The sequence below is a fragment of the Branchiibius sp. NY16-3462-2 genome (assembly GCF_001594145.1).
Lineage (GTDB): Bacteria > Actinomycetota > Actinomycetes > Actinomycetales > Dermatophilaceae > Branchiibius.
The window spans coordinates 25,883-48,574 of sequence record NZ_LVCF01000025.1; the positions used below are offsets into that span (position 1 = coordinate 25,883).

The 22,692-nt window shown below is 66.9% G+C and carries 24 protein-coding genes and 1 riboswitch; of the genes, 16 read left to right on the forward strand and 8 right to left on the reverse strand.

What is annotated here, in order from left to right:
* Window positions 1–102: 102 nt before the first annotated feature.
* Genes AZH51_RS06115 through AZH51_RS06140 form a run of 6 tightly spaced genes read left to right on the forward strand, consistent with a single transcriptional unit; the run spans window position 103 to window position 5,482 of the window.
* On the forward strand, window positions 103–1,131 hold the full coding sequence (locus AZH51_RS06115) for a hypothetical protein (RefSeq protein WP_291522402.1): 1,029 nt from the start codon (window positions 103–105) through the stop codon (window positions 1,129–1,131).
* A complete protein-coding gene (locus AZH51_RS06120) occupies window positions 1,128–1,712 on the forward strand; it encodes a hypothetical protein (RefSeq protein ID WP_291522404.1) in 585 nt (194 codons plus the stop codon). The genes AZH51_RS06115 and AZH51_RS06120 overlap by 4 nt, the downstream gene beginning before the upstream one ends.
* A complete protein-coding gene (locus tag AZH51_RS06125; RefSeq protein WP_291522406.1) occupies window positions 1,709–2,824 on the forward strand; it encodes a hypothetical protein in 1,116 nt (371 codons plus the stop codon). Before AZH51_RS06120 ends, AZH51_RS06125 begins: the two co-directional genes overlap by 4 nt.
* Window positions 2,821–3,951 carry a DUF5624 domain-containing protein gene (locus AZH51_RS06130; protein ID WP_291522408.1) on the forward strand — a complete coding sequence of 377 codons (1,131 nt, stop codon included), beginning with the start codon at window positions 2,821–2,823 and terminating at the stop codon, window positions 3,949–3,951. The genes AZH51_RS06125 and AZH51_RS06130 overlap by 4 nt, the downstream gene beginning before the upstream one ends.
* Window positions 3,948–4,823 (forward strand): alpha/beta hydrolase, encoded by an 876-nt coding sequence (locus AZH51_RS06135; RefSeq protein WP_291522410.1) that lies wholly within the window; start codon window positions 3,948–3,950, stop codon window positions 4,821–4,823. Before AZH51_RS06130 ends, AZH51_RS06135 begins: the two co-directional genes overlap by 4 nt.
* The gene (locus AZH51_RS06140) at window positions 4,820–5,482 is read left to right on the forward strand and encodes an isochorismatase family protein (RefSeq protein WP_291522412.1); all 663 of its coding nucleotides are present in this window, start codon (window positions 4,820–4,822) and stop codon (window positions 5,480–5,482) included. The genes AZH51_RS06135 and AZH51_RS06140 overlap by 4 nt, the downstream gene beginning before the upstream one ends.
* Before the next feature lie 94 nt (window positions 5,483–5,576).
* Here the strand turns inward: AZH51_RS06140 and AZH51_RS06145 are convergent, their stop codons facing one another.
* On the reverse strand, window positions 5,577–6,311 hold the full coding sequence (locus AZH51_RS06145; RefSeq protein ID WP_291522414.1) for an aspartate/glutamate racemase family protein: 735 nt from the start codon (window positions 6,309–6,311) through the stop codon (window positions 5,577–5,579).
* A gap of 78 nt (window positions 6,312–6,389) precedes the next feature.
* Entirely contained in the window at window positions 6,390–8,036 is a 1,647-nt protein-coding gene (locus AZH51_RS06150) for an NCS1 family nucleobase:cation symporter-1 (protein WP_291522416.1), read from the reverse strand.
* 199 nt (window positions 8,037–8,235) lie between these two features.
* Here AZH51_RS06150 and AZH51_RS06155 point away from each other — a divergent pair, with 199 nt between their 5' ends.
* The 5 genes from AZH51_RS06155 (at window position 8,236) to AZH51_RS06175 (ending at window position 14,523) form a co-directional block, all read left to right on the forward strand.
* Window positions 8,236–8,886, forward strand: a complete 651-nt coding sequence (locus AZH51_RS06155; RefSeq protein ID WP_291522417.1) for a helix-turn-helix domain-containing protein — start codon at window positions 8,236–8,238, stop codon at window positions 8,884–8,886.
* 88 nt (window positions 8,887–8,974) lie between these two features.
* Complete coding sequence (locus AZH51_RS06160) at window positions 8,975–10,390, forward strand: nucleobase:cation symporter-2 family protein (protein ID WP_291522418.1); 1,416 nt, start codon at window positions 8,975–8,977, stop codon at window positions 10,388–10,390.
* 117 nt (window positions 10,391–10,507) lie between these two features.
* Window positions 10,508–11,662: an EfeM/EfeO family lipoprotein gene (locus AZH51_RS06165; protein ID WP_291522419.1), complete on the forward strand. Its 1,155-nt coding sequence runs from the start codon at window positions 10,508–10,510 to the stop codon at window positions 11,660–11,662.
* Window positions 11,659–12,879 carry an iron uptake transporter deferrochelatase/peroxidase subunit gene (efeB, locus tag AZH51_RS06170; RefSeq protein WP_291522420.1) on the forward strand — a complete coding sequence of 407 codons (1,221 nt, stop codon included), beginning with the start codon at window positions 11,659–11,661 and terminating at the stop codon, window positions 12,877–12,879. The genes AZH51_RS06165 and efeB overlap by 4 nt, the downstream gene beginning before the upstream one ends.
* Before the next feature lie 27 nt (window positions 12,880–12,906).
* The gene (locus tag AZH51_RS06175; protein ID WP_291522421.1) at window positions 12,907–14,523 is read left to right on the forward strand and encodes an alkaline phosphatase family protein; all 1,617 of its coding nucleotides are present in this window, start codon (window positions 12,907–12,909) and stop codon (window positions 14,521–14,523) included.
* Between the two features lie 61 nt (window positions 14,524–14,584).
* Here AZH51_RS06175 and AZH51_RS06180 read toward each other — a convergent pair whose 3' ends face one another.
* Window positions 14,585–15,298: a GNAT family N-acetyltransferase gene (locus AZH51_RS06180; RefSeq protein ID WP_291522422.1), complete on the reverse strand. Its 714-nt coding sequence runs from the start codon at window positions 15,296–15,298 to the stop codon at window positions 14,585–14,587.
* A gap of 31 nt (window positions 15,299–15,329) precedes the next feature.
* Window positions 15,330–15,445, reverse strand: a riboswitch (SAM riboswitch).
* 71 nt (window positions 15,446–15,516) lie between these two features.
* On the opposite strand from AZH51_RS06180, the gene AZH51_RS06185 reads away from it, so the two are divergent.
* Window positions 15,517–16,398 (forward strand): crotonase/enoyl-CoA hydratase family protein, encoded by an 882-nt coding sequence (locus tag AZH51_RS06185; protein ID WP_291522423.1) that lies wholly within the window; start codon window positions 15,517–15,519, stop codon window positions 16,396–16,398.
* Window positions 16,399–16,402: 4 nt separating this feature from the next.
* On the opposite strand, the gene tadA is transcribed toward AZH51_RS06185, so the two are convergent.
* Window positions 16,403–16,891, reverse strand: a complete 489-nt coding sequence (gene tadA, locus AZH51_RS06190; protein ID WP_291522425.1) for a tRNA adenosine(34) deaminase TadA — start codon at window positions 16,889–16,891, stop codon at window positions 16,403–16,405.
* Here tadA and upp point away from each other — a divergent pair.
* Complete coding sequence (gene upp / locus AZH51_RS06195) at window positions 16,890–17,531, forward strand: uracil phosphoribosyltransferase (protein ID WP_291522426.1); 642 nt, start codon at window positions 16,890–16,892, stop codon at window positions 17,529–17,531. The genes tadA and upp overlap by 2 nt on opposite strands.
* Here upp and AZH51_RS06200 read toward each other — a convergent pair.
* From AZH51_RS06200 to AZH51_RS06215, 4 genes are all read right to left on the reverse strand, one after another.
* Window positions 17,513–18,016 carry an acyl-CoA thioesterase gene (locus AZH51_RS06200; RefSeq protein WP_291522427.1) on the reverse strand — a complete coding sequence of 168 codons (504 nt, stop codon included), beginning with the start codon at window positions 18,014–18,016 and terminating at the stop codon, window positions 17,513–17,515. The two genes, upp and AZH51_RS06200, sit on opposite strands and share 19 nt — an antisense overlap.
* Before the next feature lie 5 nt (window positions 18,017–18,021).
* Window positions 18,022–19,275, reverse strand: coding sequence for an MFS transporter (locus tag AZH51_RS06205; RefSeq protein ID WP_291522429.1), 1,254 nt, complete (start codon window positions 19,273–19,275; stop codon window positions 18,022–18,024).
* Window positions 19,272–19,754: a transcriptional regulator gene (locus AZH51_RS06210; RefSeq protein WP_291522430.1), complete on the reverse strand. Its 483-nt coding sequence runs from the start codon at window positions 19,752–19,754 to the stop codon at window positions 19,272–19,274. Before AZH51_RS06210 ends, AZH51_RS06205 begins: the two co-directional genes overlap by 4 nt.
* Window positions 19,755–19,965: 211 nt before the next feature.
* Complete coding sequence (locus tag AZH51_RS06215; protein WP_291522431.1) at window positions 19,966–20,856, reverse strand: small ribosomal subunit Rsm22 family protein; 891 nt, start codon at window positions 20,854–20,856, stop codon at window positions 19,966–19,968.
* Window positions 20,857–21,012: 156 nt separating this feature from the next.
* On the opposite strand from AZH51_RS06215, the gene AZH51_RS06220 reads away from it, so the two are divergent.
* Genes AZH51_RS06220 through def form a run of 3 tightly spaced genes read left to right on the forward strand, consistent with a single transcriptional unit; the run spans window position 21,013 to window position 22,691 of the window.
* Complete coding sequence (locus tag AZH51_RS06220) at window positions 21,013–21,186, forward strand: hypothetical protein (RefSeq protein WP_291522432.1); 174 nt, start codon at window positions 21,013–21,015, stop codon at window positions 21,184–21,186.
* A gap of 11 nt (window positions 21,187–21,197) precedes the next feature.
* On the forward strand, window positions 21,198–22,076 hold the full coding sequence (locus tag AZH51_RS06225) for a PH domain-containing protein (protein ID WP_291522433.1): 879 nt from the start codon (window positions 21,198–21,200) through the stop codon (window positions 22,074–22,076).
* 39 nt (window positions 22,077–22,115) lie between these two features.
* Complete coding sequence (gene def / locus AZH51_RS06230; protein WP_291522434.1) at window positions 22,116–22,691, forward strand: peptide deformylase; 576 nt, start codon at window positions 22,116–22,118, stop codon at window positions 22,689–22,691.
* Window position 22,692 lies beyond the last annotated feature (1 nt).

A 22,692-nucleotide genomic window follows, 5' to 3' on the forward strand; every position in this document is an offset into this window, starting at 1 on the left:
CGGCCCTGGGCCCACCGCCCGATCGTGCGCCTGAGCAAACACCCGGGCAAGTGCAGTCACGTGACTGAAGCCAGCCACCCCGCAACCGATGCACGGTGAGAAGTGTCCGACAACGACAACGAGGAGGAACTGCCGATGAACACATCGCAACCCACCATCACCACGGTCGCCGAGTTTCCGCTGCACACCATGCCGGAGAACCTGGCCGTCCGGGCCGACGGCTCGATCCTGGTCGTCGCCTCCCCGCAGCGCCAGCTGTGGTACGTCCCCGCACCGTCCGGGACGCTGCCGGTCGAACCCGTCCTGCTCGAGACTTTCGACGAGGAGCAGTTGGCCCAGAGCCTGGTCGAGGTGGAACCCGATCTGTTCCTGGTGACGACGTACGGCGATGCAGTCCTACGCCGCCTCGACCTGCGCGGGTGGACCCCTGGCGAACCGGTATCCACCACCACCGTGTTCCGTTTCGACCCGCCGGCCGGCCCCAACGGCGCTGCTCTGGTCGGGCCTGGCGTGATGTTGCTGGCCGACTGCGTCGAGGGCCTGATCTGGCGACTCGACGTCACCGACGACGCACGAACCGTGGCGGCCAGCGTCTGGCTCAAGGATGAATCCATGGCGGCCGGGGGTGGTCATCCGGACGTGAAGTTCTCCGACACCCAGAGCGTGCCCTTCCCCGGCATCAACGGGCTGGCCTTCGGCCCCAAGACCCAACACGTCTACTGGGCCACCTCGTCACTCGGGGTCTTCGCGCGTGTTGCTATCGACCCCGACAGCTATGAGCCCACGGGACCGGTCGAGAAGCTAGCGGACGTCGTGAACTGTGACGACCTCTGCCTCGATGAAGATCTGGGCGTCGCCTACATCGCACGCCACCCGGACCACATCATCGAACGCGCACCGCTGGATCCGAACCGCCCGGCGCCGGACCAGCGGCCGGCCGCCGGTGATCCGTTCACCGACGCCCTGATCGGACCGACCAGCATCGACTGGGGTAGGAGCCCGGGCGACTACGGCCGGGTCGCCTACGCCCCCACCGACGGTGGTGTCATCAAGTTGCCCGCCGACGGTCAGCTGCGGCCGGCCCGGTTGGTGCGCATCGAATTTTCCTCGGCACACCAGGACACGCTGTGAGCGCCGCCGACCTCGGCGGTCGCCTGCCCCTGGCCGACCCCGTACACCTCGACCCCGCGCAGCGCGACCTCTACGACCACCTGATGTCCACCTGGGTCAAGTTCGCCGACAGCATCGGCGTCCAGGCAGCGACCGAGGACAAGCGGCTCATCGGACCGTTCAACGCTCTGTTGCTGCATCCCGAACTGGCCACGAGCATCTCGGATCTGCAGGTGGCCGAGTCCGCCGGCACCACCTTGTCCCCACGCATCCGGCAGATCGCGATCCTGCTGACCGGTGGGGTATGGCGGGCCGACTACGAGCTCTACGCCCAGTTCGGGCAGGCCCGGGAGCTGGGCTTCTCCGAGGAGGAGGTCATCCGCCTGTGCGCGGGCGAGGTCCCCGAGTCGCTGGTCGGCGACGAGCACGCCGTGGCGGAAGCGGCGTGGCAGTTGGCCACGAAGCACCGGGTCGACGACGACGCCTACAGCGCAGCGGTGGCGGCGGTGGGTCCGGAAGGACTGTTCGACCTGTGCATGGTCATGGGCGTCTACCACGCGATGTGCTCGCTGATGGCCCTGTTCGAGGTTCCCGCGCCGTGAGCGACGTACGGCTTCGGCCGATCGCCCAGCTCGACACGTCCGGTGCTCGCGCCGTCGCGCATCGCGTCGTTGACGACCAGCACCTGCTGGTCGTGCCCCAGCTGGCGATCGACGTACCTGACCTCCCACCTGACATGAATGGTGGGGACAGCGACGAAGCCACCACCCTGCTACTGCACTGGGACGCCGTGGCCGAGGTCGCACGGACCGCGCAGGAGCTACCGGTCCCGGGCGGGGAGGACGCCGAACTCTTCACAGTCGGATCACGGACCTTCCTTGCGGTCGCGAGTCTGCGCGCCGGGCGGGAGCCAGGCGATTACGAATGGACTGTCCCTCAAACGGTTTTCGAGTGGGACGGGGAACGCTTCACCCCGTTCTGGTCGGTGCCGGGTCTGGCGGGCAAGCAGTGGCGACACTTCCAGATCGGCGAGCAGCACTTTCTCGCGCTGGCCCAGGGGGTGTCACCGTCGCTGGTTCCCGGCGACGCAGAGCGATCGTCGTGCATCTTTCGTTGGGACGGCGCTGGATTCGTCCCACTCCAGGACGTGGACTCCGAGTGGGGTTACAACTGGGCCCACTTCCACGTCGGCGGCCACGACTTCCTGGCGTACGCCGACCACCTCCGCCCCAGCGTCCTGTTGCGTTGGTCGGGTGATCGCTTCGTCGACCACCAGGAGCTGCTGCCGGCGGGCGGCCAGGGTCGGGCGTTCGCCCACCTGACGCGAGACGGCGAGGACTACCTCCTGGTGGCCAGCCTGCAGGAGAGCTCGGCGGTGCTGCGCTGGGATGGGTCGAAATTCGTTGCACACCAACGACTCTCGGGACCAGCCGCACGTGAGTGGGAGGTCGTGGAAGCGGACGGCCGGCTCTTCGTGGTGCGCATCAACTTCATCGAGGGCACACCCCGGCAGCCGCACACCGCGTTGACCTCACTGCTCTACGAGTGGATTGACGACCAGCTCGTCGAGGTCGCCACCTTTCCCACCCACGGTGGCACCGACGTCACCAGCTGGCGCGACGAGGGCGGTGCGCTGGTCGCGGTGTCCAACAGTCTGGCGGCCGACGTCCGCTTCCGGACCCCATCAATCGTCTACCGCTTGGAACTGGGATGACCACTGAACAGACGTTCGGCGGCAGTCCCGAACTCCTCGACCTCTACGCGGCCTACACGGCCGGCCCGGACAGTATCGGCAGCCACGTGAGTGCGATGGCCGCTCAGCTGAGCAGCCCGGACCCGCTGCTGGTGACAACGGCCACCGACCTGGTTCTGTATCCCGGGTCAGGACAGCCACCCCAGGTCCTGGGCTTTCGCAAGTCCACCCGCGGCTTCAAGGAATTGGCCGGCGTCTCCCACCTCGGTCCGGCCCTGGCCTCCCTCGTCGCTCTGCGCGAGGGCGACCACGACTGGACCACGGATGCCAAGCGGCTCTTCGCCGCCGCGCAGGACGCCCGCGCCGCCAACAGCACGGCCCTGTGGCGCGACCGGATCGGGGTCGAGGCCTACCGCGGTCGCGAGGAGGCCATCGCGCGGATGGTGGACTACAGCCTCGGGCTGACCACGCAATGGCTGGAAGCCGTGCTGGACGATCCGCAGCGGCTGACTTACCAGCACCTGGTGGCCGAGATCCTGCAGGACCGGCCCGACCTACCGGTCTCCCTCGACCGGGTCATGGTCGCAACGTTCTACCTGGTCGGCCTGGACATCTCCTACCGGCTCGGCACCTGGTTGAGCGGGCTGGGTATCGACTGGTCCCGCGCCATGGTGATCGTGGCCGGCCAGCAGGGCCGTCCGACGGCCGGCGTGACGTGGCAGACGAATTCGATCGCCCGCATCATCTTGGCCACCGCTGACGGCGCACTCCCGCTCGAGCGGTTGTACGTCGCGCCGCACGCCCCGACCTTGCCTCCGGTGAGCGCAGGCCAGGGTCAGCAAGAAGAAGTTGTGGCTCTGGAGCAGACCTACCGCAGGCTCTGGGCCGGAACCCGCGCCGTCGTCCAGCTGGGCGGTGCGATGTTCCCGGCCAGCCCGCCGTATGACCCCGCTGGCAGCGACGCAGTGAATGCGCCTGGTGCAGTTGACTGGTCAGCCCTGATCGGCCGCCTCCGGTTGGTCATGGAGGATCCCCGCCAACTGCTGTCGGGGGCGGTGACCGACATCGCGGCCCGCGACCTGCTCGCCGCCGGCGGCGACCCGCAGCGGGTGCGGGTGCCCGGCCTGGACCAGGAGCCCTACCCATGACCAGAGCGTTCCTCGACCTGGCGGACGGCGGCCGGCTGGCGTACCGGCTCGTCGGCGACCGGGGCCCCGTGGTGCTGTGGGTGCACGGGCTGCCCCTGGACTCCGACTCGTGGCGCCTGCAGCTGCACCACTTCGCCGGGCGCACCCGCAACGTGCTGGTGGACCTGCGTGGCTACGGCGCCTCGAGTCCCCTGCCCGAGGGCGCCGACAAGGTCACCCAGCTCTACGTTGACGACCTATCGGCGCTGTCGCAGGCGCTTGGACTGGACGACGTCACCGTCGTCGGATTCGCCTCCGGTGGGCATGTCGCGCTGCGCTACGCCGCGGAAAATCCTCGCGCGGTCGATCGGCTGGTCGTCATCAACGCATCACCCCGCTTCATGCGTGGTCCGGACTGGCCGTTCGGTTTCGACGAGTCCGGGATCGCCTACTTCGTGCAGGCGGCCACCGACGGTCGGATCGAGGCGATGACCGACGCGGTCCTGGACCCGGCGCTGGTCTTCCGCGACGTCGACACGGCGACCGCGGACCGCATCTCCGACTGGTTCCGGCCGATGAGCCTGGCCGCCGGTGTGCGCACGCTGCTCGGATTCTTCGAGTCCATCGCTCGCGACGACGACCGAGATCTCTTGCGCCGCATCGAGGCACCGACGCTCATCCTGGCCAGCACCGCCGGGCAAGAGGTGCCGGTGGCAGTCGGCCGCTACCTGGCCGACCAGATCGCGACCTCCTACCTTGTCGAGCTGCCGCACGTGGACCACTTCGCGTTCGCCACCCGTCCCGACCTGGTCAATGAACTCATCGCCCAGATGCTGTCCGGCCCCGCGCCGGATGTTCACCACCCAGCACCACCAACCAAGGAGTCACGATGAACAACATCCCCGAGCCCTTCACCCCCGAGGACACCACCATCGTCCTGCTCGACTACGGAATCGGCTTTGCCAACCTGCTGCGCTCCCACGACCTGGCCCTGCACCTGAACAACGCACTCGGCCTGGCGAGCACTGCCTTGCTGATGAACAGCGGTCTGGTGGTGACCGGAGGGGTGACGGACAAACCATCCGGCGGTCTGTATCCCGAACTGCTGGAAGTCATCGGCGATCACGACATCGTCATCCGCAAAGGAGCCACGAACGCGTTCGAGGACGACGGCTTCAATGCCGCGATCGAGGCCACTGGCAACAAGCGCCTCGCCATCGGCGGAATCTCCACGGAGGGCTGCGTGCTGCAGACCGTCCTGGGTGGCCTCCGACGGGGTTACGAGGTTCTCGTGATCGCCGACGCGTGCGGTTCCCTGTCTCGGGAGACCCACGACCTCGGCATCCAGCGCATGACGCAGGCCGGAGCCATCCCGGGTTCGATGTTCTCCCTCGCCGGCGAGTTCGAGCGCAAGCACGGTTCGCCGCGCTCGGCCGCCTATCAGCAGCTGATGCGCACCTATCAGCCGGCGATGGCCAAGGGCACTGAGGTGTTCATGCAGGCCCGGGAGGTCGGCGCCGAATCCAGGGAGCACGTGGGGGCGCCGGCCTAGCGGTCCCGGTCAGCTGCCGATCGGCGTACGTCGATCGGCAGCTCCCAGCCAACCCCCCCTTTGACGCCGTAGCGGCGTCAAAAAGGTCTGTACGTCAGTGGATTTCGAACGGAGCCAACAGCCCGGTCATCTCCTTGACCGGTGGCGCGGCGTACTCACCCCGGCGACTGGTCGTCACGCCCATCCGGATCAGGCCCTGCACCATGCCGGTGGCCGCGACCACGCCGTCGATCACCGGCACCCCGACCACCTGACTGATCTGTGCGCAGAAGTCCGCCATCCCAGCGCAACCCAGCACGACAGCGTCCGAGTCGTCGCGCTCGACGGCCTCGCGACACGCCTTGGCGATGCCGTACACACCGTCCTCACCCAGTGACTCGAGCTCCAACACCGGGATGTCACACGCGTGCACCCCGGCGCAGTGGTCGGCGAAGCCGTAACGGTCCAGCAACTCCTGCGCGCGACCACGCGTCCGGCTCAAGGTGGTCATCACACTGAACCGGCGACCGACCATGGCGGCGGCGTGGAAGGCGGCCTCTGCGATCCCCAGCACCGGACCGTTACTGAGCTCCCGCGCCGCGTCCAGACCCGGATCACCGAAGCAGGCAACCACGAATCCGTCGACGCCAGAGGCGTTTCCGAGCGCGATCTGCTCCAGCAGCCCGGGCACGGCGAGCGCTTCTTCGTAGTGTGACTCGATCGACGCCGGGCCCATCGAGGGATTGACTGCGTCGACCGTGACATCTGCGCCCGCGACGCCCGCGGCCGACCGGCCGATCAGGTCGGTCATCGCGGACGTGGTGTTGGGGTTGATCAGACGAATGTGCATGGGACACCTTCCTGCTCGTCGTTGAGCGTTGGTGACCCGGGTCGGGGCGGGCGCACTCCCACCCCGACCCGGGAGTCGTCAGTGGCCGGCGGACATTGCGACGCCCTTCTTGGCGGCGATGTCCTCAGCGCAATCGGAGATGTGGTGGACCCGGTCCGGATGCCCGGCACCGTCGCTGACCTTGGGGTCGTCACCGGACAGGACCGGCAACTGTGGATTGGCCCGCTCCAGCAGCACCATGAGCACGAACCCGAGGCCACACCCGATGAACCACGAGTAGTCGCTGAGCTTGCTGATGTCGAACCAGCCGAGGTCGGCGAAGGTCTTGGGCAGCACCGCACAGGCGATGGAGATCAGACCCGCGACCGCGACCGTGATGACCGCGTTGGGGTTGTAACCGCCCTTGAACCAGTACTTACCCTTCGGCGACATGGTGAACATGTCATCGACCAGGACCTTCTGCTTGGAGCAGATGTAGTAGCCGGCGATCAGGATGCCGAACAGCGGGCCGATCAGTGCACCCAGAACCCCGAGCGTGTAGTGGATCGCGGTGTCGTTGTTGTACCAGTTCCACGGGGTCAGCAGCACCGAGCCAACCGCGGCGATCATTCCCCCCATGCGCCAACTGATCTTCTGGGGCGACACGTTGGAGAAGTCGAAGGCCGGCGAGATGAAGTTCGCGACGATGTTGATACCCACGGTCGCGGTGACGAAGGTCAGACCGCCGAGCAGGATCGCGAACCGCGAGTCGATGGCCTGCACCGTCGCGATCGGGTCGGTAATGAGCTTGCCGAAGACCGGCACCGTAGCCGACGCGCAGATCACCGTCAGGATCGAGAAGAACAGGAAGTTCACCGGTAGACCCCAGAAGTTGCCCTTCTTCACCGACGCGAACGACCTGCCGTACCGGGCGAAGTCGCCGAAGTTGAGCATCGGTCCGGAGAAGTAGGAGACCACCAGGGCGATTGCCGAGAGCATCACGGGGATCGACGCTGCGAACGACAGTTGGGGGCCAGTGGACAGGTTCAGCGAGATGTTGCGCCACCCGGCCTTGCTCACCAGGTAGATCGCCAGCGCGATCATCACCACGTAGACCGCCGGACCGGCGTAGTCGATGAACTTACGGATGGTGTTCATGCCGGTCATGAACAGCGCCGCCTGAGCAACCCACAAGATGGCGTAGGAGATCCACCCCAGTGCGTTCAGGCCGAGGAAGCTGTGCTCGAGCAGGCTCGCCGAGCTGGGGATGAACTTCAAGAAGATGATGTTCAGCGACTCTGCGGCCAGGAAGGTCTGCACGCCGTACCAGGCGACAGCGATGAACCCCCGGATGATCGCGGGAATGTTCGCACCCTTCACGCCGAAGACCGCCCGGTTGATCACCGGGTAGGGCACCGCCGTGCGCTGGCTGGGTTTGGCGACCAGGTTGCAGAAGAAGAAGACGATCGTGATGCCGATCAGCAATGCGGCCAGCACCTGCCAGCTGGCGATGCCGAGGGCGAAAAGACTTCCGGCGGTGACATATCCGCCGACGCTGTGCACGTCGGACATCCAGAACGCGAAGATGTTGTACGTCGACCAGGTCTGTTTGCGTAACGGTGCGAGGTCCTCGTTGGTGAGGGCCGGGTCGTAGGCGGACTTCACCTCACCGGCGCCCGGCGGAAGCCCTGCGGCTTCGGCGAGGTCGTGCGGCAGGTCGTCCCAGCTGACTGCTTCAGTGGCCATGACTGCTCCAAGGTAATTCGGGCGATGGGATGGGAGCGCGGCGCTGCGCCGGGAGGATCGGTCCACCCGGGTGGGGTACCGATCAGGCTGGTAGCGTGCAGGTCGGCGGTGTACACCGTCGGCACGGGTGTTAAGTTATTAGTTAACAGCGTGGTGTAGGTTACAAACGGGTTAACAAATTCGTCAAGGGGGCGTTTTCGTGACACGGGACGAGCTGGCTACTGACGAGGTGCGTACGTCGATCGAGGCGGGCGCGCTGGATGAGTTCGACGCGCAGTTGGCCGGCATGCGTATTCGCGAGGTCAGAGAACGCAAAGGACTGTCGTTGCGGGAGGTTGCCCGCCGAATGGGCATCTCTGCCAGCGCGCTGTCGCAGATCGAACGCGGTCTCCTGCGGCCATCGGTCAACCGACTCTTCGCCATTGCGGGCGCCCTGGATGTGACCGTGCTCGAGCTCTTCGGGGAAACCGAAGCACCAACTCCTGATGCTCCGGATATGGCTGCGGCACAGTCATATTCATTGCGTCGAAGCCTCGAGATGGAAACCGTCACCTTGGAGGGCGGTGTGAGCTATCGGCGACTGTCTCCGGGCCGCACCCATGGCGTTGACTTCTTCGAGTCCACCTACCCGCCGCACAGCACTGCGGGCGACATGCACGAACTGAACACCCACACGGGCTTTGAGGTGGGCACCGTCGTCAGCGGCGAGCTCACGATCGACTTCCCCAAGGAACGGGTCCTGCTACGAGCCGGTGACTCGATCTCCTACAGCTGCGCCCTGCCGCACCGGTTGTCCAACCAGTCCGACGAGCCGGCCGTCGCGACGTGGTTGGTGGTCACTCGGTCGTAGCGACGTGTACCTCTGGGTGCACACATTTGGACCCAAACGGTTACATATCCTTAACCCACCCGGGTGCACGCGGGCCTAGCGTCGGACCATGACGACAGTCGACACCGTCCGGCCCGAGGACGAGAAGCTCGGGTGGCTCCCCTCCCTGGGGTACGGCGTACAGCACATCCTGGCGATGTTCGGTGGTGTGATCGCGGTCCCGCTGATCATCGGCGGCGCGGCCGGACTGAGCGGCGCCGAAAAGGGCCTACTGGTCTCCTGCGCCCTCCTGATCAGCGGCCTCGCTACATTGCTGCAGACCCTTGGCGTGCCGTACTTCGGAGCGCAACTGCCTCTGGTGCAGGGTATTTCGTTCGCCTCGGTCTCGACGCTGCTGACCATCGTGCTGGGCAAAGGCGGTGGTCACGCGGGGATGCAGGCGGCGTTCGGTGCGATCATCATCGCTGGTCTGATCGGCCTGGTCATCGCCCCGTTCTTCTCGATGATCGTCAAGCTCTTCCCACCGGTTGTGACCGGTTCGATCATCACCATCATCGGTCTGTCCCTGATGCCGGTGGCTGCCGGCTGGATCACCGGCCAGCCGACACTGAACGGCAAACCCAACGCCGACTTCGCCAACGTCGGCAACATCCTGCTGGCCGGTTTCACCCTGTTGGTCATCCTGGTGCTGATGAAGGTCGCCGTGCTGTCCCGGACGGCGATCCTGCTGGGTCTGATCATCGGCACCATCGCAGCGTTCATCGTCGGCAAGGGCAACGCGGACTCGATCAAAGGCACCAGCGCGTTCGCCTTCCCGAGCCTGTTCCACTTCGGCGCCCCGACCTTCCAGGTGGGCGCGATCGTCTCGATGACCGTCGTGATCCTGGTCATCATGGTCGAGACCACCGCGGACATCATCGCCGTTGGTGAGGTCGTGGGCACCAAGGTGGACTCCAGGCGAGTAGCGGACGGGTTGAGGGCGGACATGATCTCCACGACCGTCGCCCCGGTCTTCAACACCTTCCCCGCAACCGCGTTCGCGCAGAACGTCGGACTGGTCGCGATCAGCGGCATCAAGAGCCGGTTCGCTGTCGCGATCGGCGGCGGTGTGCTCGTCCTCCTCGGCCTGTCGCCGTTCCTGGCCGGAGTGGTGAACATGATCCCGCAACCGGTTCTGGGTGGCGCCGGAATCGTGCTGTTCGGCACCGTCGCCGCGTCGGGAATCCGGTCGTTGTCGAAGGTCGACTACCAGGGCAACAACAACCTGATCATCGTGGCAACGGCGTTGGCCTTCGGACTGATCCCCGTGGTCTCCAGCAACTTCTACGAGAACTTCCCCGCCTGGGTCGACACCATCTTCGGCTCCGGCATCTCGGCCTGCGCGATCATGGCCGTGCTGCTGAACCTGTTCTTCAACTGGTTCCAGCCGGACGAGCCGGAGGACCCGACCGACATCGCCGCCGCACCCGCGCTGCAGGTGACCGACGACGAGCTCGAAACCCTGGAGAAGGGCGGCTCGCTCTAAGGGAGCCGGGCGACCCGGCTAGGTTTCCTGAAGATAGCCTCCCAATTCATCCAACGGGCAGGGAACGCTCGGTAAACCCCGGCTGAAGTCGCCAAATCCGCACCTAGCCTCAGCGATGTGCGCCTGCTCGGTCTCGCTCTGGCAGCGGTAGCTCTGCTCAGCGCCTGCAGCGAACCCCGACACAGCGCTGCGGCGTCCGCGACGGCGACGCCCAACGCCGCGCCGGCCAGTGCCGTGGCGGCGATGTCGCTCAGCCACTGCGGGCAGGGGTGGAGCCACGCCACCGCCGGAACCGTCCGCGTCCAGATCCACAACGTAGACACCTCTTCCGGAGAGGCGTACCTGGACACCACGGACGGCGCGATCCTGGCCGAGGCCGATCCGGTAGGTCCCGGCTCCTGGGGCACTCTCGACGCTGTCCTGGCGCCGGGGACCTATCACGTGGTCTGCACCATGGACGACGCCGACCCGGTTGCCGGCCCGGCGGTCACTGTCACCGGAGGCGCGGTGGCCGGTAGCCCCCAGGTGCGCCCGGTGACCAGTGGCGACCTCGCGCCGTACGCCATCGCCGACTCACGGCTGATCGCGGGACGCCTGGTGACCCTCCAACAGCAGAGCGAGGCCCTGGCCGCCGCCCTGCGCTCCGGCGACCGAAGCCAGGCCGAACGGTCCTGGCGCGCAGCGTATGCGACCTGGAACAGCATGGGAGTGGCGTACGGCGCGTTCGGGACCGGCGCGGACAAGGTCGCCGGCCTGCCCGACGGGCTGCCGCACGGCGTGAACGACACCGGTTGGACCGGCCTGCACCGCATCGAATACGGCCTGTGGCACGGTCAGTCTCTGTCCGACCTGACCCCGCTCGGATCCCGGCTGACCAGCGACGTCCAGGCTCTGCGCACTACCGTGCAACACACCGAACTCGACCCCGGCGAGCTGGTTCTGCGCACCCACGAGATCGCCGAACAATCAGTGCAACAGACCCTCTCCGGCGTCGACGACTTCGGCAGCGACGCAACGACGGCAGCCGTGGCCGAACAGCTCGACGCCACCGAGGAACTCCTGACCGGTCTGCGTCCGCTGCTCGCCCCCCGCTACCCGGACCTGTCCCGGACCGAAGCACTACTGCAGCAGGCCCATTCGCAAGCATCGGCTATCCCGTCCTGGCGCCACGCAAGCCGGCGACAGCGCGAGACCCTGGACGCCGACCTGTCCGGATTGTGCGAACTCCTCGCACCCGTGGCCACCATCCTCGAACCCCGGATCGTGCCGTGACGGGGGTCAACCGCCGCCAACTGCTGGCCGGCTCGGCCGCCGCGGGTGCCGTCGGGCTGGGAGGTGTTGTGGCGGCACGCGAGGCGGCGGCGGCAACCTCGAGCGCCGTACCATCGGCAGCCGTTGGGTTCCACGGCTCCCATCAGGCGGGAATTCTTGAGCAACCGCAGGCGAATTCGGCCCATGTTGCCTTCGACCTGACCATCACTGGCCGCAGCGCACTGGCGGCGCTGATGAAGGTCTTGACCGAACGGGCCAGAGCGCTCACCACAGGCGGCCCGTCGCGACCGGTGGGCATCGCGGGACCCGCGACTGATTCGGGCACGATGGGCCCGGAGCAGCCGGCGTCCGGTTTACAGGTCACTGTCGGTCTCGGGGCCAGTGTGTTCGACGGACGGTTCGGCCTGGCCAGCGCGAAGCCGGTTCGGCTACGGGCCATGGACACCTTCGTCAACGACCGGCTGGACCCCGCCGAATGCGACGGCGACCTGCTCCTGACACTGAGCGCACCTGACCGCGACACGGTGCTGCACGCCCTGCGGGACATCTGCCGCGCTACGCGATCCTCGATGCAAATCCGTTGGCGCATCGACGGATTCACTCCTCCGGCCCGACCGTCAGGAGCACCGCGCAACCAGCTCGGGTTCAAGGACGGCACCGCCAACCCGGACGTCACCGATAGTGCGGAGATGGACCGGTTGGTGTGGGTGCAGCCGGGTGGGGCTGAGCCGTCCTGGGCCAGCGGTGGCAGCTACCACGTCGTGCGCATCATCCGGATGCACGTGGAGTTCTGGGACCGGGTCTCGGTCAGCGAGCAGGAGCGGATGTTCGGTCGGCGCAAGGACACCGGTGCACCGTTGAGCGGCGTTCACGAGTCTGACACTCCCGACTACACCGATGACCCCAAAGGCACGGCGATACCGCTCGACAGTCACATCCGGGTCGCGAATCCCCGGACACCGCAGACTGATTCGAGTCGTATCCTGCGCCGCTCGTATTCCTACGACCGCGGGGTCGACGAGACCGGGAACCTCGACCTCGGTCTGATCTTCGGTGCGTTCCAACAGGACCTCGACCGGCAGTTCGTCGCTGTGCAGAAGCGGCTCGCGGACGAACCGCTGGTGGACTACATCACGCCGACGGGCGGCGGCTATTTCTTCGCCCTGCCGGGCGTCCGCGACCACTCCGACTTCTACGCCAGCGCCCTGTTGGCGTAGTCCTCCTCCACCGAAAGGAAGTACCGCATGAGCAAGCGACGCCTGCTGCTCCCCGCAGCAGCGGCGACGGTCGCCGCGACCACCGCCGTCGGCATGTCGACCGCCTCGGCCTGGCCGTGGCAGCACCACCCCGGTCCCGGCCACGGGGCCGTTCACACCGCCACCCCCATCAAGCACCTGGTGGTGCTCTTCGATGAGAACGTCTCCTTCGACCACTACTTCGGCACCTACCCGCACGCCGCCAACACCGACGGCACGACCTTCACGGCCTCCCCGAGGACCCCACACAACATCAACACCGAGCAGCGGGCCGGCAAGATCAGCAGCAACGCCAACCTCTACGCGCCGTTCCGGCTGAGCGCCGACCAGGCCGCGACCTGCGACCAGAACCACAGCTACCTACCAGAGCAGAAGGCCGCCAACAGCGGGGCCAACAACCAGTTCGTCCAGAACACCAGCGTCGACAAGTGCACCGGCCTCTTCGGCGCACCCGGCCTGACGATGGGCTATTACGACGGCAACACCGTGACGGCGCTGTGGAACTACGCCCAGCACTACGCGATGTCGGACAACTCCTACGGGACGACCTACGGCCCGTCGACCCCCGGCGCATTGAACCTGATCGCCGGGCAGACCTACGGCGTGACGGCGGTGAATCCGACCACGCTGCAGCCGACGACCGACTCCTACGTGGTCTCCGGGGCGACCGCCTCCGGCGTCGGCACGGTCACCAACGACCCCGACCCTGCCTACGACGACTGCTCGGACAAGAACCACACCTCGACCAACAACCTCGGCTCGATGTCCGGTCAGAACATCGGTGACGAGCTCAACGCTCGTGGCGTCACTTGGGGTTGGTTCCAGGGTGGGTTCGCACCGAGCACCCAGGCGGGCAACGGCACGACGTACGCCGCGTGCGCAGCCGCGCACACCAACCTCGCCGGGGCGTCGGTCGTGGATTACAGCCCGCACCACAACCCGTTCGAGTACTTCAAGTCCACCTCGAACCCGCACCACCTGCCGCCGACATCGCTGGCGGAAGTAGGTCACAACGGGCAGGCCAACCACGAGTACGACCTCAGTTGGTTCAACCAGGCTGCGCAGCACGGCAGCCTGCCCGCGGTGAGCTTCGTCAAGGCCCCGGAGTACCAGGACGGCCACGCGGCGTACTCCGACCCCATCGACGAGCAGCACTTCCTGGTCGACGAGATCAACACCATCGAGCAGTCGCCGGACTGGAAGAGCACGGCGATCGTGGTGGCCTACGACGATTCCGACGGCTGGTATGACCACCAGTCCACGGCGGTCCTCAACGGGTCAACCGACGCGGCGCTGAACTCGGCGACCTGCACCAGTGGCCCCGCGGCCACTGCCGGTTACCAGGACCGGTGCGGTCCCGGTCCCCGGCTGCCGTTCCTGGTGATCTCGCCGTACAGCAAGCGCAATTACGTGGGTCACACGCAGTTGGAGCAGACCTCGGTGCTGAAGTTCATCGAGCACAACTGGCGGGTCCCGGCTCTCGGGAACGGTTCGTTCGATGCCCGGGCGCACGACTTCACCAGCCTGCTGGACTTCTGGCAACGTCCGCAGAGCAGACCAGTCCTGTTGAACCCCAACGGGTCGCTGCAGGGCTCGGCTTCCTGAAGCCGACCGACGGCCGGGGGCACGCAGCCCCCGGCCGTTGGCATGTCGCGGACCAGGAGAGCTACACCGGCGCCTGGATCGCGCCGAACTGCGCTGCGCGGCGCAGCCGGAAACCAAGGGACTCATAGAGGCGGATCGCGTTCACGTTCCGCCGACCGGTGTGCAGGAACGCCCGGTCACCGCGGGCCTGGATGTTGGCCACCACTGCCAGCACCAACCGCCCGCCAAGGCCCTGCCCGCGGAACCGCGCATCGGTGCACACGGCCGAAACCTCTGTCCAGCCAGGCGGTTTCATCCGTTCCCCCGCCATCGCGATCAATTCACCGTCGCGGCGGATGCCCAGATAGGTCCCGAGCTCGATCGTCCGCTGCAGGAACGGCCCGGGCTTGGTGCGCTCCACGAGCGCAAGCATTTCCGGCACGTCATCGTGGGTCAGGACGATTGCCTCCTCATCCGGGCGGCCCACGACATCAGCGCCGGACAACTGCACGCCGTCGACAGGTGCATGCAGGTGCCATTCCTGCGGAGCGCCCCATTCAACACCGGCAGACACTCCCACGCGACCGTCGACCAGCTGGCGCAGGTCGGCCCAATTCTCCTGTGTCGCAGGCAATGGCAGCGCTGCGAACGGACTGACATCACTGGGGTAACGAACCGCTGTGCCCGATCGCTCGGCCAAGTGGGCCTGCGGACCGTTCAGGGCGAAGTACGCCGGGTTGTCCAGTACCGCGTCAGTAACCGGCACCGGGATGGTGAAAGTCTCGGTCGTTGTCATCACAAGCCTTTGTAACGCAACCGCTGTCGCGTCAACGCGCTTGCCCGCGCGGGTTCGCTAACGGGCCGGGCTTTCACCTGGAGCACCCCACCGCGGAACGAGGGTTGCTGGTCGGCCAGCCAGGGCTTGTCACCGACACTCAATGCCTATCCGGAGAGTAGACATTGAGTCGTCAACCCGTCAACTCGCCGCATCGGAAGGTGCGGGATGATCGACCGGTGAGCGATTACGAAACCCTGGACTACAGCGTCGTGGACGGGATCTGCACGCTGACCCTCAACCGACCCGAGCAGCTCAACTCCTTCACCGTCACGATGGCCAATGAGTTGGTCGACGCCTTCACCCGCGCGAGCACCGACGACGACACGCGTGTCGTCGTGGTGACCGGCGCCGGGCGGGCCTTCTGTGCCGGTATGGACCTCACCAAGGAAGGCAACGTCTTCGGCCTCACCCCGGGCCTCGCGCCGACCGTGCAGGACCTGACCGAGCGCCTCGACGACCCGGCGATCTTCGAGGGGGTCCGCGACACCGGCGGCCGCGTCTCCCTGGCGATCTACGCGTGCACCAAGCCGGTGATCGCCGCGATCAACGGCGCCGCCGTGGGCATCGGGGCAACGATGACCCTGCCGATGGACATCCGCCTGGCCTCCACCAAAGCGCGGATCGGCTTCGTCTTCGGCCGCCTGGGCATCGTGCCCGAGGCCACCTCGTCGTGGTTCCTACCGCGCATCGTGGGCATCTCCCGGGCCTTGGAATGGACGTACGCCGCGGACATCCTCTCCCCCGAGGAAGCGTTGGCGGGTGGCCTGGTCCGGTCGCTGCACGAACCCGAGGACCTGTTGCCCGCGGCGTACGAGCTCGCCCGCAAGTTCATCGACGGCCGCTCGCCGGTCGGTATCGCCCTGACCCGGCAGATGATGTACCGCAACAGCGCCCAACCGCATCCGATGGAGGCTCACCGGATCGACTCCCTGGCGATGTACTACACGAGTTTCGCCGACGGCCAGGAGGGCGTGCAGGCGTTCCTGGAGAAGCGCGACACCGAGTTCACCGGTCGCACCTCCACCGATATGCCGCCGTTCTACCCCTGGCAGGAGTGAGCCGCTAACCGCGTCGCGCGCGGAAGAAGTCCGTGAGGAGCTGCGCGCATTCGGCCTGCCGGATCCCGCCCACCGCATCGACCCGGTGCGGTGACGGATTCTGCGCGATGACGTCCCACGCGCTGCCGCACGCACCGGCCTTGGGATCCCACGCGCCGAAGACGATGTGCGAGATGCGGGACTGCATGATGGCGCCCGCGCACATCAGACACGGCTCCAGCGTGACCGCGATCGTGCAGTCATCGAGGCGGTAGTGCCCGAGGGTGGCGGCCGCTGCCCGGATCGCGACAATCTCCGCGTGCGCGAGCGGATCGGCATCTGCGACACGGCGATTCGGTCCGACGCCGATCACGAGACCTTCCGCATCGACGATGACCGCGCCCACCGGTACGTCATCGGTGGTGAGGGCGACGCGAGCCTGGTCCAGCGCCAGACCCAGCCACTCGGCGTACTGGCCATCCTCATCGCCCACCACGCGTAAAGTCTCAGGCATGCGCGTCCTCGTCGCCAATCACCCGTTGATCGCCCACAAGCTGACCTACCTGCGGGACAAGGAGACCGACAGCCCGACCTTCCGCCGGCTCGCGGACGAACTGGTCACGCTGCTGGCCTACGAGGCCACCCACGAGGTGCGGGTCGAGCCCAAGGACATCGTGACGCCCGTCGCCCCGACGACCGGGATCAAGCTGAGCAACCCCAAGCCGCTGGTGGTGCCCGTGCTGCGCGCGGGTCTGGGCATGCTGGACGGGATGGTGCGCCTCCTGCCGTCGGCCGAGGTCGGCTTCCTGGGGATGCAGCGCGATGAGGAGACGCTGCAGGCGATCACCTACGCCAACCGGCTGCCCGATGACCTGACCGGGCGACAGTGCTACGTGCTCGACCCCATGCTGGCGACCGGCGGCACGTTGGCCATGGCGATCCGCTACCTGGCCGAGCGCGGTGCCGATGACATCACCGCCGTGACACTGCTGTCCGCACCCGAAGGCATCAAGGCTGTCGGCAACGAGTTGGCCGACCTGACGATCCCGATCACCCTGGTGACCGGCGCCGTCGACGAACGCCTCAACGAGCACGGGTACATCGTGCCCGGCCTGGGTGACGCGGGTGACCGGCTCTACGGCGTGGTCGACTGATCGCTTTCGAGGGCCTGCTCGACCTCCTGGGTCACGCGCCGGCGGCGGAGCGCGTCGTTCCAGCGCCGCTTCTCGACCTCGCTGACCGGCTCAAATGGAGGTACGGCGATCGGTCGCCTGTCCGCGTCCAGCGCGACCATCGTGAAGTAGCAGGTGTTCGTGTGTCGGATGCTCTGTGTCGCAACGTTTTCCGTGGTCACCCGGATACCGACCTCCATCGAGGTGCGGCCGACGTAATTGATCCCGGCATCGAAGGTCACCAGTTCACCGACGTGGATCGGCTCGCGGAAGACCACGCGGTCTACCGACAGGGTGACGACGTACTGCCGGGCGTACTTGCTGGCGCACGCATAGGCGACCTCATCGAGGAATTTCAGGATCTGCCCGCCGTGGACGTTGCCGCTGAAGTTGGCGTACTGCGGAGTCATCAGCACCGTCATCGACAACGCGTGCCGCGGCGTCTCGGGCCGGCTCAGCTCAGGCATGGCCCTCAGTCTGGCAGGGACAGCGCCGCTTCGGTGGCCGGTTCCGCGCTGTGCTGGCGCAGGTTTCGGACTGACGGCACCAGCAGAGTGCTCAGAGCGACTGCGGCATAGACGATTCCGGCCGCAACCAGCACCATCTCGGTGGACGCAACTGTCGCCAGCCACCCGAAGAGCAGCATGCCGACCGGGATCGCGATGAACGAGCCGAGCATGTCGTAGCTGACGACCCGGGACAGCACGTCGCCCGGCACGTTCTGCATCATCGCGACGTTCCAACCGGTGCCGAAGGTCTCGATACCGGCGCCGGCCACCAGAGCCGCGACCATCAGCGGGATCGTCACCGGATCGAGGCCGAGCATGAACATCATGATGCTGAAGAGACTGATCCCGAGCATCCCGCTGAGCAGCGGCCGGTTGAGCCGAACCTTCAGCAATACCAAGGACATCAGCAACATGCCGACCGCTTCGGCACTGAGCACCAGACCCCAGCCCTTGATGCCCAACGAATCGTGGTTCTTGGCGATGACCGGACCGAGCACTGTGATCGCGCCGGACTGGATGGCGTTGAGGATGGAAAACGCGAGCACGATCACCCACAGCCAGGTACGGGAGCGAAACTCACCCCACCCGGTGCGCAGGTCGGTGATGAAACTGGTGGCCCCCGCGGCCGGCGGCGGCAGCCGGACTGGGAGCAACAGCAAGCTGCTCACCACGAAGGTCAACGCGTCGATGACGAACGCCCACTGCGGGCCGCCCGCGACGACCAGGACACTACCCAGCGCAGGGCCGAGGAAGTTGGAACCGTTGCGCACGAAGGACATCAGCGCGTTGGCTTCCTGCAGTTCCCCCTCCGGCACGAGCTGCGGCACGATCCCCTGCAACGCCGGCAACGAGAAGGCACTGATGCCGCCCGCCAATCCGCCGAGCACCATGAGCCACCCGATCGTGGCGTGTCCGGTGAACATCAGTGCCGCGAGGGTGCCCAGGACGACGGCCATCGCGATCCGGCAGGTCTGCAGCACCAGGCGTCGCGGTAGTCGGTCCGAGACGACCCCGCCGAACAGGACGAAGATGATGTTGGCGGTCATCTCCACCGCCAGCACCCTGGCGAGGGCGCCCGCCGAGTTCTCGATCTCCAACACCGCGAAGGCGAGAGCGATCGGCGTCATCATGCTGCCGAGGGTGTTGGTCACCCCCGAGGCGAAGAACCAGCGGAACTGCCGATGACGCAGTACGCCGAGCTTTGCGCTGCGCTTCATGAGTCCATCTCGAACAGCATCGCCATGAAGTTGACCCGCTTCGTGCCCTGCGTCCGCGGCGGTTTCGCCTGCTCGTGCACCAGCAGCGAGGCCTGCTTCACCAGGTCACGGGCCTGCTCCCAGTCGGCCGGATCCAGCCAGACCTCGGCATCGGTGTCGAAGATCTGCGCGGAACGGTCCATCAGACGACGGCGCAACTCGACCTGGTGCGCTGCGAGCCACATCTCGAAGTCGGCGTCCGTGGGTTCGTAGCGGTGCTGGTCCGCGGGCATCTGCCCCACGATGTACCGGTACTTCTTGGCCACTCCGCCGCGCACCTTCTCGGTGCCCGCTTCGATCAGATAGCCCGCTTTGACCAGCGCCCGCAGGTGGTAGCTCGCGTTGGCCTGGGTGATGTCGAGTTCGCGCGCGACCTCACTGGCACTCAACTCGGCGCCGGTCAGCAGCGACAGCATCCGCAGACGGAGCGGGTGCGCCATCGCCCGCAGTGACGACCGCTGTCGGCTATCCGCTGCCGTGTCGCTCGTCGGGCCATCTCCCAAAGACATGTTGGAGAGTCTGCCCTGCGGGGCGGCAACTGTCAAACATTCCTTTGTGACTGCGCTCCCACCTCACTTTGGATACGGATGGCTGGTTCGATCGACGCAAACCAGCCATCCGTATCCGAACCCGGTTGAAGAAGCGGACTGCTCAGGCGAACTCGTCGCCCCACGCCACCTCACGCGCCGAGCGGTACCGCGATCCCTGCTTCTTCGACACGATCTCGCGACCGGCGGAACCGTCCGGGCGGCACAGGGTCAACTCGACCAGACCCTTGCGTTTCACCGGATGCCGCAGCACGCGGGACGCCGCCGGCGGCACAGCGACATCAGGAGCCACCGCCAGCAGATAGCTGAACTTCTCGTCCTCGTACGACAGGTCGCCGCCCTTGATCTGCCGATGCAGGGCAGAGCGCGCCACCCGCACCGCGAAGTGACACCAGTCCGGCGACACCAGCGGGCACTCCGAGGCGTGGGGACACGGCGCAGCGATCTGCCACCCGGCATCCAGCACCCGCGAGCGCACCCGCAGGATCCGCCGATAACCACCCGGCGTGCCTGGCTCAATCACCAGCACCGCCGACCGGGCCTGGGATAGCGCCAGGGAAACCAGCGAATCCTGTTGCGCCTCAGTCAGTTCCGACAGAACGTAGGACGCCGCCACCAGATCAGCAGTGACGTCCAGCGGCATCCCCAACTGCCAGGGCAGTGCAGTCACCGCCGGGCCGTCGGTCGCCAACTCGACCCCCAGCGAACGGGCCGCCGGCACCTGCTCCGCGATCGTCGTACGCGCACCGGGCCACAGCGAGTCCGCCGCCCACGCCACGGCACCTGTCCCGCCGCCCAGGTCGAGGACGGACGACACGGCCACGTCGGGAGGCAGGAAGGACAGCGCCGCCCGGCACGCGGCGTACGTGGCTGGCATCCGGTACGCCGCGTAGGCCAGGACGTCGGTCGCCGAACCCATCAGGGGTGCGGAGGCAGGCGACTCCTGCCGGTAGCGGTCGCTCAACCGGCGCACAGCGGCGGTCAACTGGGCCACCGGCACACCCCGCGTCGCGGCATCCAGCGCCTCACCCAACGACGAACCCGACACTCCGAAGCCTCTCCACAGCAGTCACACGCGTCACTTCTGGCACACTGAACAAGTGGCGCGACCGCGCTCATTCTTGCTGCACCCGTCAACCCGGAGATCACCATGGCCCTCGCGAACGCCAAGAAGCTGCTGGTGCTGCTGGTGGTTGCCTTCGTGATCTACGCGATCGTGCAGAGTCCGCAGCAGGCCGCCGACATCGTCCACACCGTCTGGAACATGATCGTCTCCGGATTCCGTGGCATCGCGGACTTCTTCAACAAAGTCCTGCACAGCTAGGCGATCCGGGCATGACGCTCGTCGACCCGCGCGCCCAGCGTCAGCTCAAGGACGTGCTGCTGCCCAGTGAACGGGTCGTGGTGGCCACGCACGAGCACTGGAGCCGGTGGACCAGCCTGGCCGGTGGCATCGTCACCGCCATCGTGCTGACGTTCCTCATCGACAGCCTCGCCCCCGCGAACTGGGGCGGGCTGGTCAACGTCTGCTGGATCCTGCTGTATTCGCTGGTCTTCTATGCGATGTGGCAGGTGATCGCGCGCCGGTTCGACTGGTTCGTCGCGACAGATAAGCGGCTGATCCTGCGCCAGGGGGTGCTTTTCCGGCGCACGATGATGATGCCGATGGGCAAGGTCACGGACATGTCCTTCGTGCGTTCACCAGTCGGGCGTGCGCTGGGGTACGGCACGTTCATCATGGAAAGCGCGGGCCAGGACCAGGCGCTGCACCGCATCGAGTGGGTACCGCAGCCGCAAGCGGTCTACCAGACGCTGTGCGCGCAGATCTTCACCTCGCAGGATCCGGACGATGACCCGCGGCTGCAGTTCCTGTCCGACGATCCGGACGTCACCAACCCGGGCGTCCTGCCGCCGGAGTTGGAGCCGGTCACGGTGCGCGTGCGCGGGGACCGTGCGACCGCCGCACGCCGGCCAGCCGAACGTTACGACTCGACCCAGGTGCCCGTACGCCGATCGCCGGACTACCAGCCGCGCCCCGCCACCGAGCCGAAAGGCTCACTGCGGCAGCGCATCCTGCGCGGCCCGCAACCTGCGGAGACACACGAGTTCAGCCCCGAGGTGCAGGCCTGGAACGTCAGTCGCGAGGATGCTGCACCCCGGCAGGACGTTCGCAATCCCTGGTGGGACCCGAGTGACCCCAACGATCGTGATTGACTAGCGCCGAGTCATTCACCAGCAGGAGGCACGACCCGCATGGCAGTCCGGCCCATCACGATCATCGGGCACAAGGCGTTGCACCAACCGACCAAGAAGGTCCGTGAGGTCACCCCGGAGATCAGGACCCTGGTGGCCGACATGTTCGACACGATGGATGCCGCCAACGGGGTCGGGCTGGCTGCCAACCAGGTCGGGGTCCGGTGGCGGATCTTCGTCTTCGACTGCGAGGACGGTGACGACGTGCAGCACCGTGGCGTCGTGATCAACCCGGTGTTGGAGAAGGGTGCGGTGCCGCCCGGCGACCCCGACCCGCGCGAAGGTCTCGAGGGCTGCCTGTCGGTGCCCGGCGAGCACTACCCCACGGCCCGCTCGGACTGGGCTCGCGTGACCGGCACCGATCTCGACGGCAACACGGTGGTGCTGGAATCCACCGGCGGCACGTTGGCCCGGGCGCTGCAGCACGAAACCGACCATCTCGACGGCCACCTCTACGTCGAACGCCTCTCGCCCCGCTACCGCGACGAAGCGCGGCGCGCCATCAAACGCCGCGCCTGGGCCGAGCGGGGACTGACCAAGTGGGACCCCGCAACCGCCGAGGCCGAGGACGTCTGAG

Bases quoted from the DNA above. Each gene is read 5' to 3' on its own strand.
- AZH51_RS06130 (WP_291522408.1), top strand. From the start codon at position 2,821: ATGACCACTGAACAGACGTTCGGCGGCAGTCCCGAACTCCTCGACCTC.
- AZH51_RS06135 (WP_291522410.1), top strand. From the start codon at position 3,948: ATGACCAGAGCGTTCCTCGACCTGGCGGACGGCGGCCGGCTGGCGTAC.
- AZH51_RS06140 (WP_291522412.1), top strand. From the start codon at position 4,820: ATGAACAACATCCCCGAGCCCTTCACCCCCGAGGACACCACCATCGTC.
- AZH51_RS06145 (WP_291522414.1), bottom strand. From the start codon at position 6,311: ATGCACATTCGTCTGATCAACCCCAACACCACGTCCGCGATGACCGAC.
- AZH51_RS06150 (WP_291522416.1), bottom strand. From the start codon at position 8,036: ATGGCCACTGAAGCAGTCAGCTGGGACGACCTGCCGCACGACCTCGCC.
- AZH51_RS06160 (WP_291522418.1), top strand. From the start codon at position 8,975: ATGACGACAGTCGACACCGTCCGGCCCGAGGACGAGAAGCTCGGGTGG.
- AZH51_RS06175 (WP_291522421.1), top strand. From the start codon at position 12,907: ATGAGCAAGCGACGCCTGCTGCTCCCCGCAGCAGCGGCGACGGTCGCC.
- AZH51_RS06180 (WP_291522422.1), bottom strand. From the start codon at position 15,298: ATGACAACGACCGAGACTTTCACCATCCCGGTGCCGGTTACTGACGCG.
- upp (WP_291522426.1), top strand. From the start codon at position 16,890: ATGCGCGTCCTCGTCGCCAATCACCCGTTGATCGCCCACAAGCTGACC.
- tadA (WP_291522425.1), bottom strand. From the start codon at position 16,891: ATGCCTGAGACTTTACGCGTGGTGGGCGATGAGGATGGCCAGTACGCC.
- AZH51_RS06200 (WP_291522427.1), bottom strand. From the start codon at position 18,016: ATGCCTGAGCTGAGCCGGCCCGAGACGCCGCGGCACGCGTTGTCGATG.
- AZH51_RS06205 (WP_291522429.1), bottom strand. From the start codon at position 19,275: ATGAAGCGCAGCGCAAAGCTCGGCGTACTGCGTCATCGGCAGTTCCGC.
- AZH51_RS06210 (WP_291522430.1), bottom strand. From the start codon at position 19,754: ATGGCGCACCCGCTCCGTCTGCGGATGCTGTCGCTGCTGACCGGCGCC.
- AZH51_RS06220 (WP_291522432.1), top strand. From the start codon at position 21,013: ATGGCCCTCGCGAACGCCAAGAAGCTGCTGGTGCTGCTGGTGGTTGCC.
- AZH51_RS06225 (WP_291522433.1), top strand. From the start codon at position 21,198: ATGACGCTCGTCGACCCGCGCGCCCAGCGTCAGCTCAAGGACGTGCTG.
- def (WP_291522434.1), top strand. From the start codon at position 22,116: ATGGCAGTCCGGCCCATCACGATCATCGGGCACAAGGCGTTGCACCAA.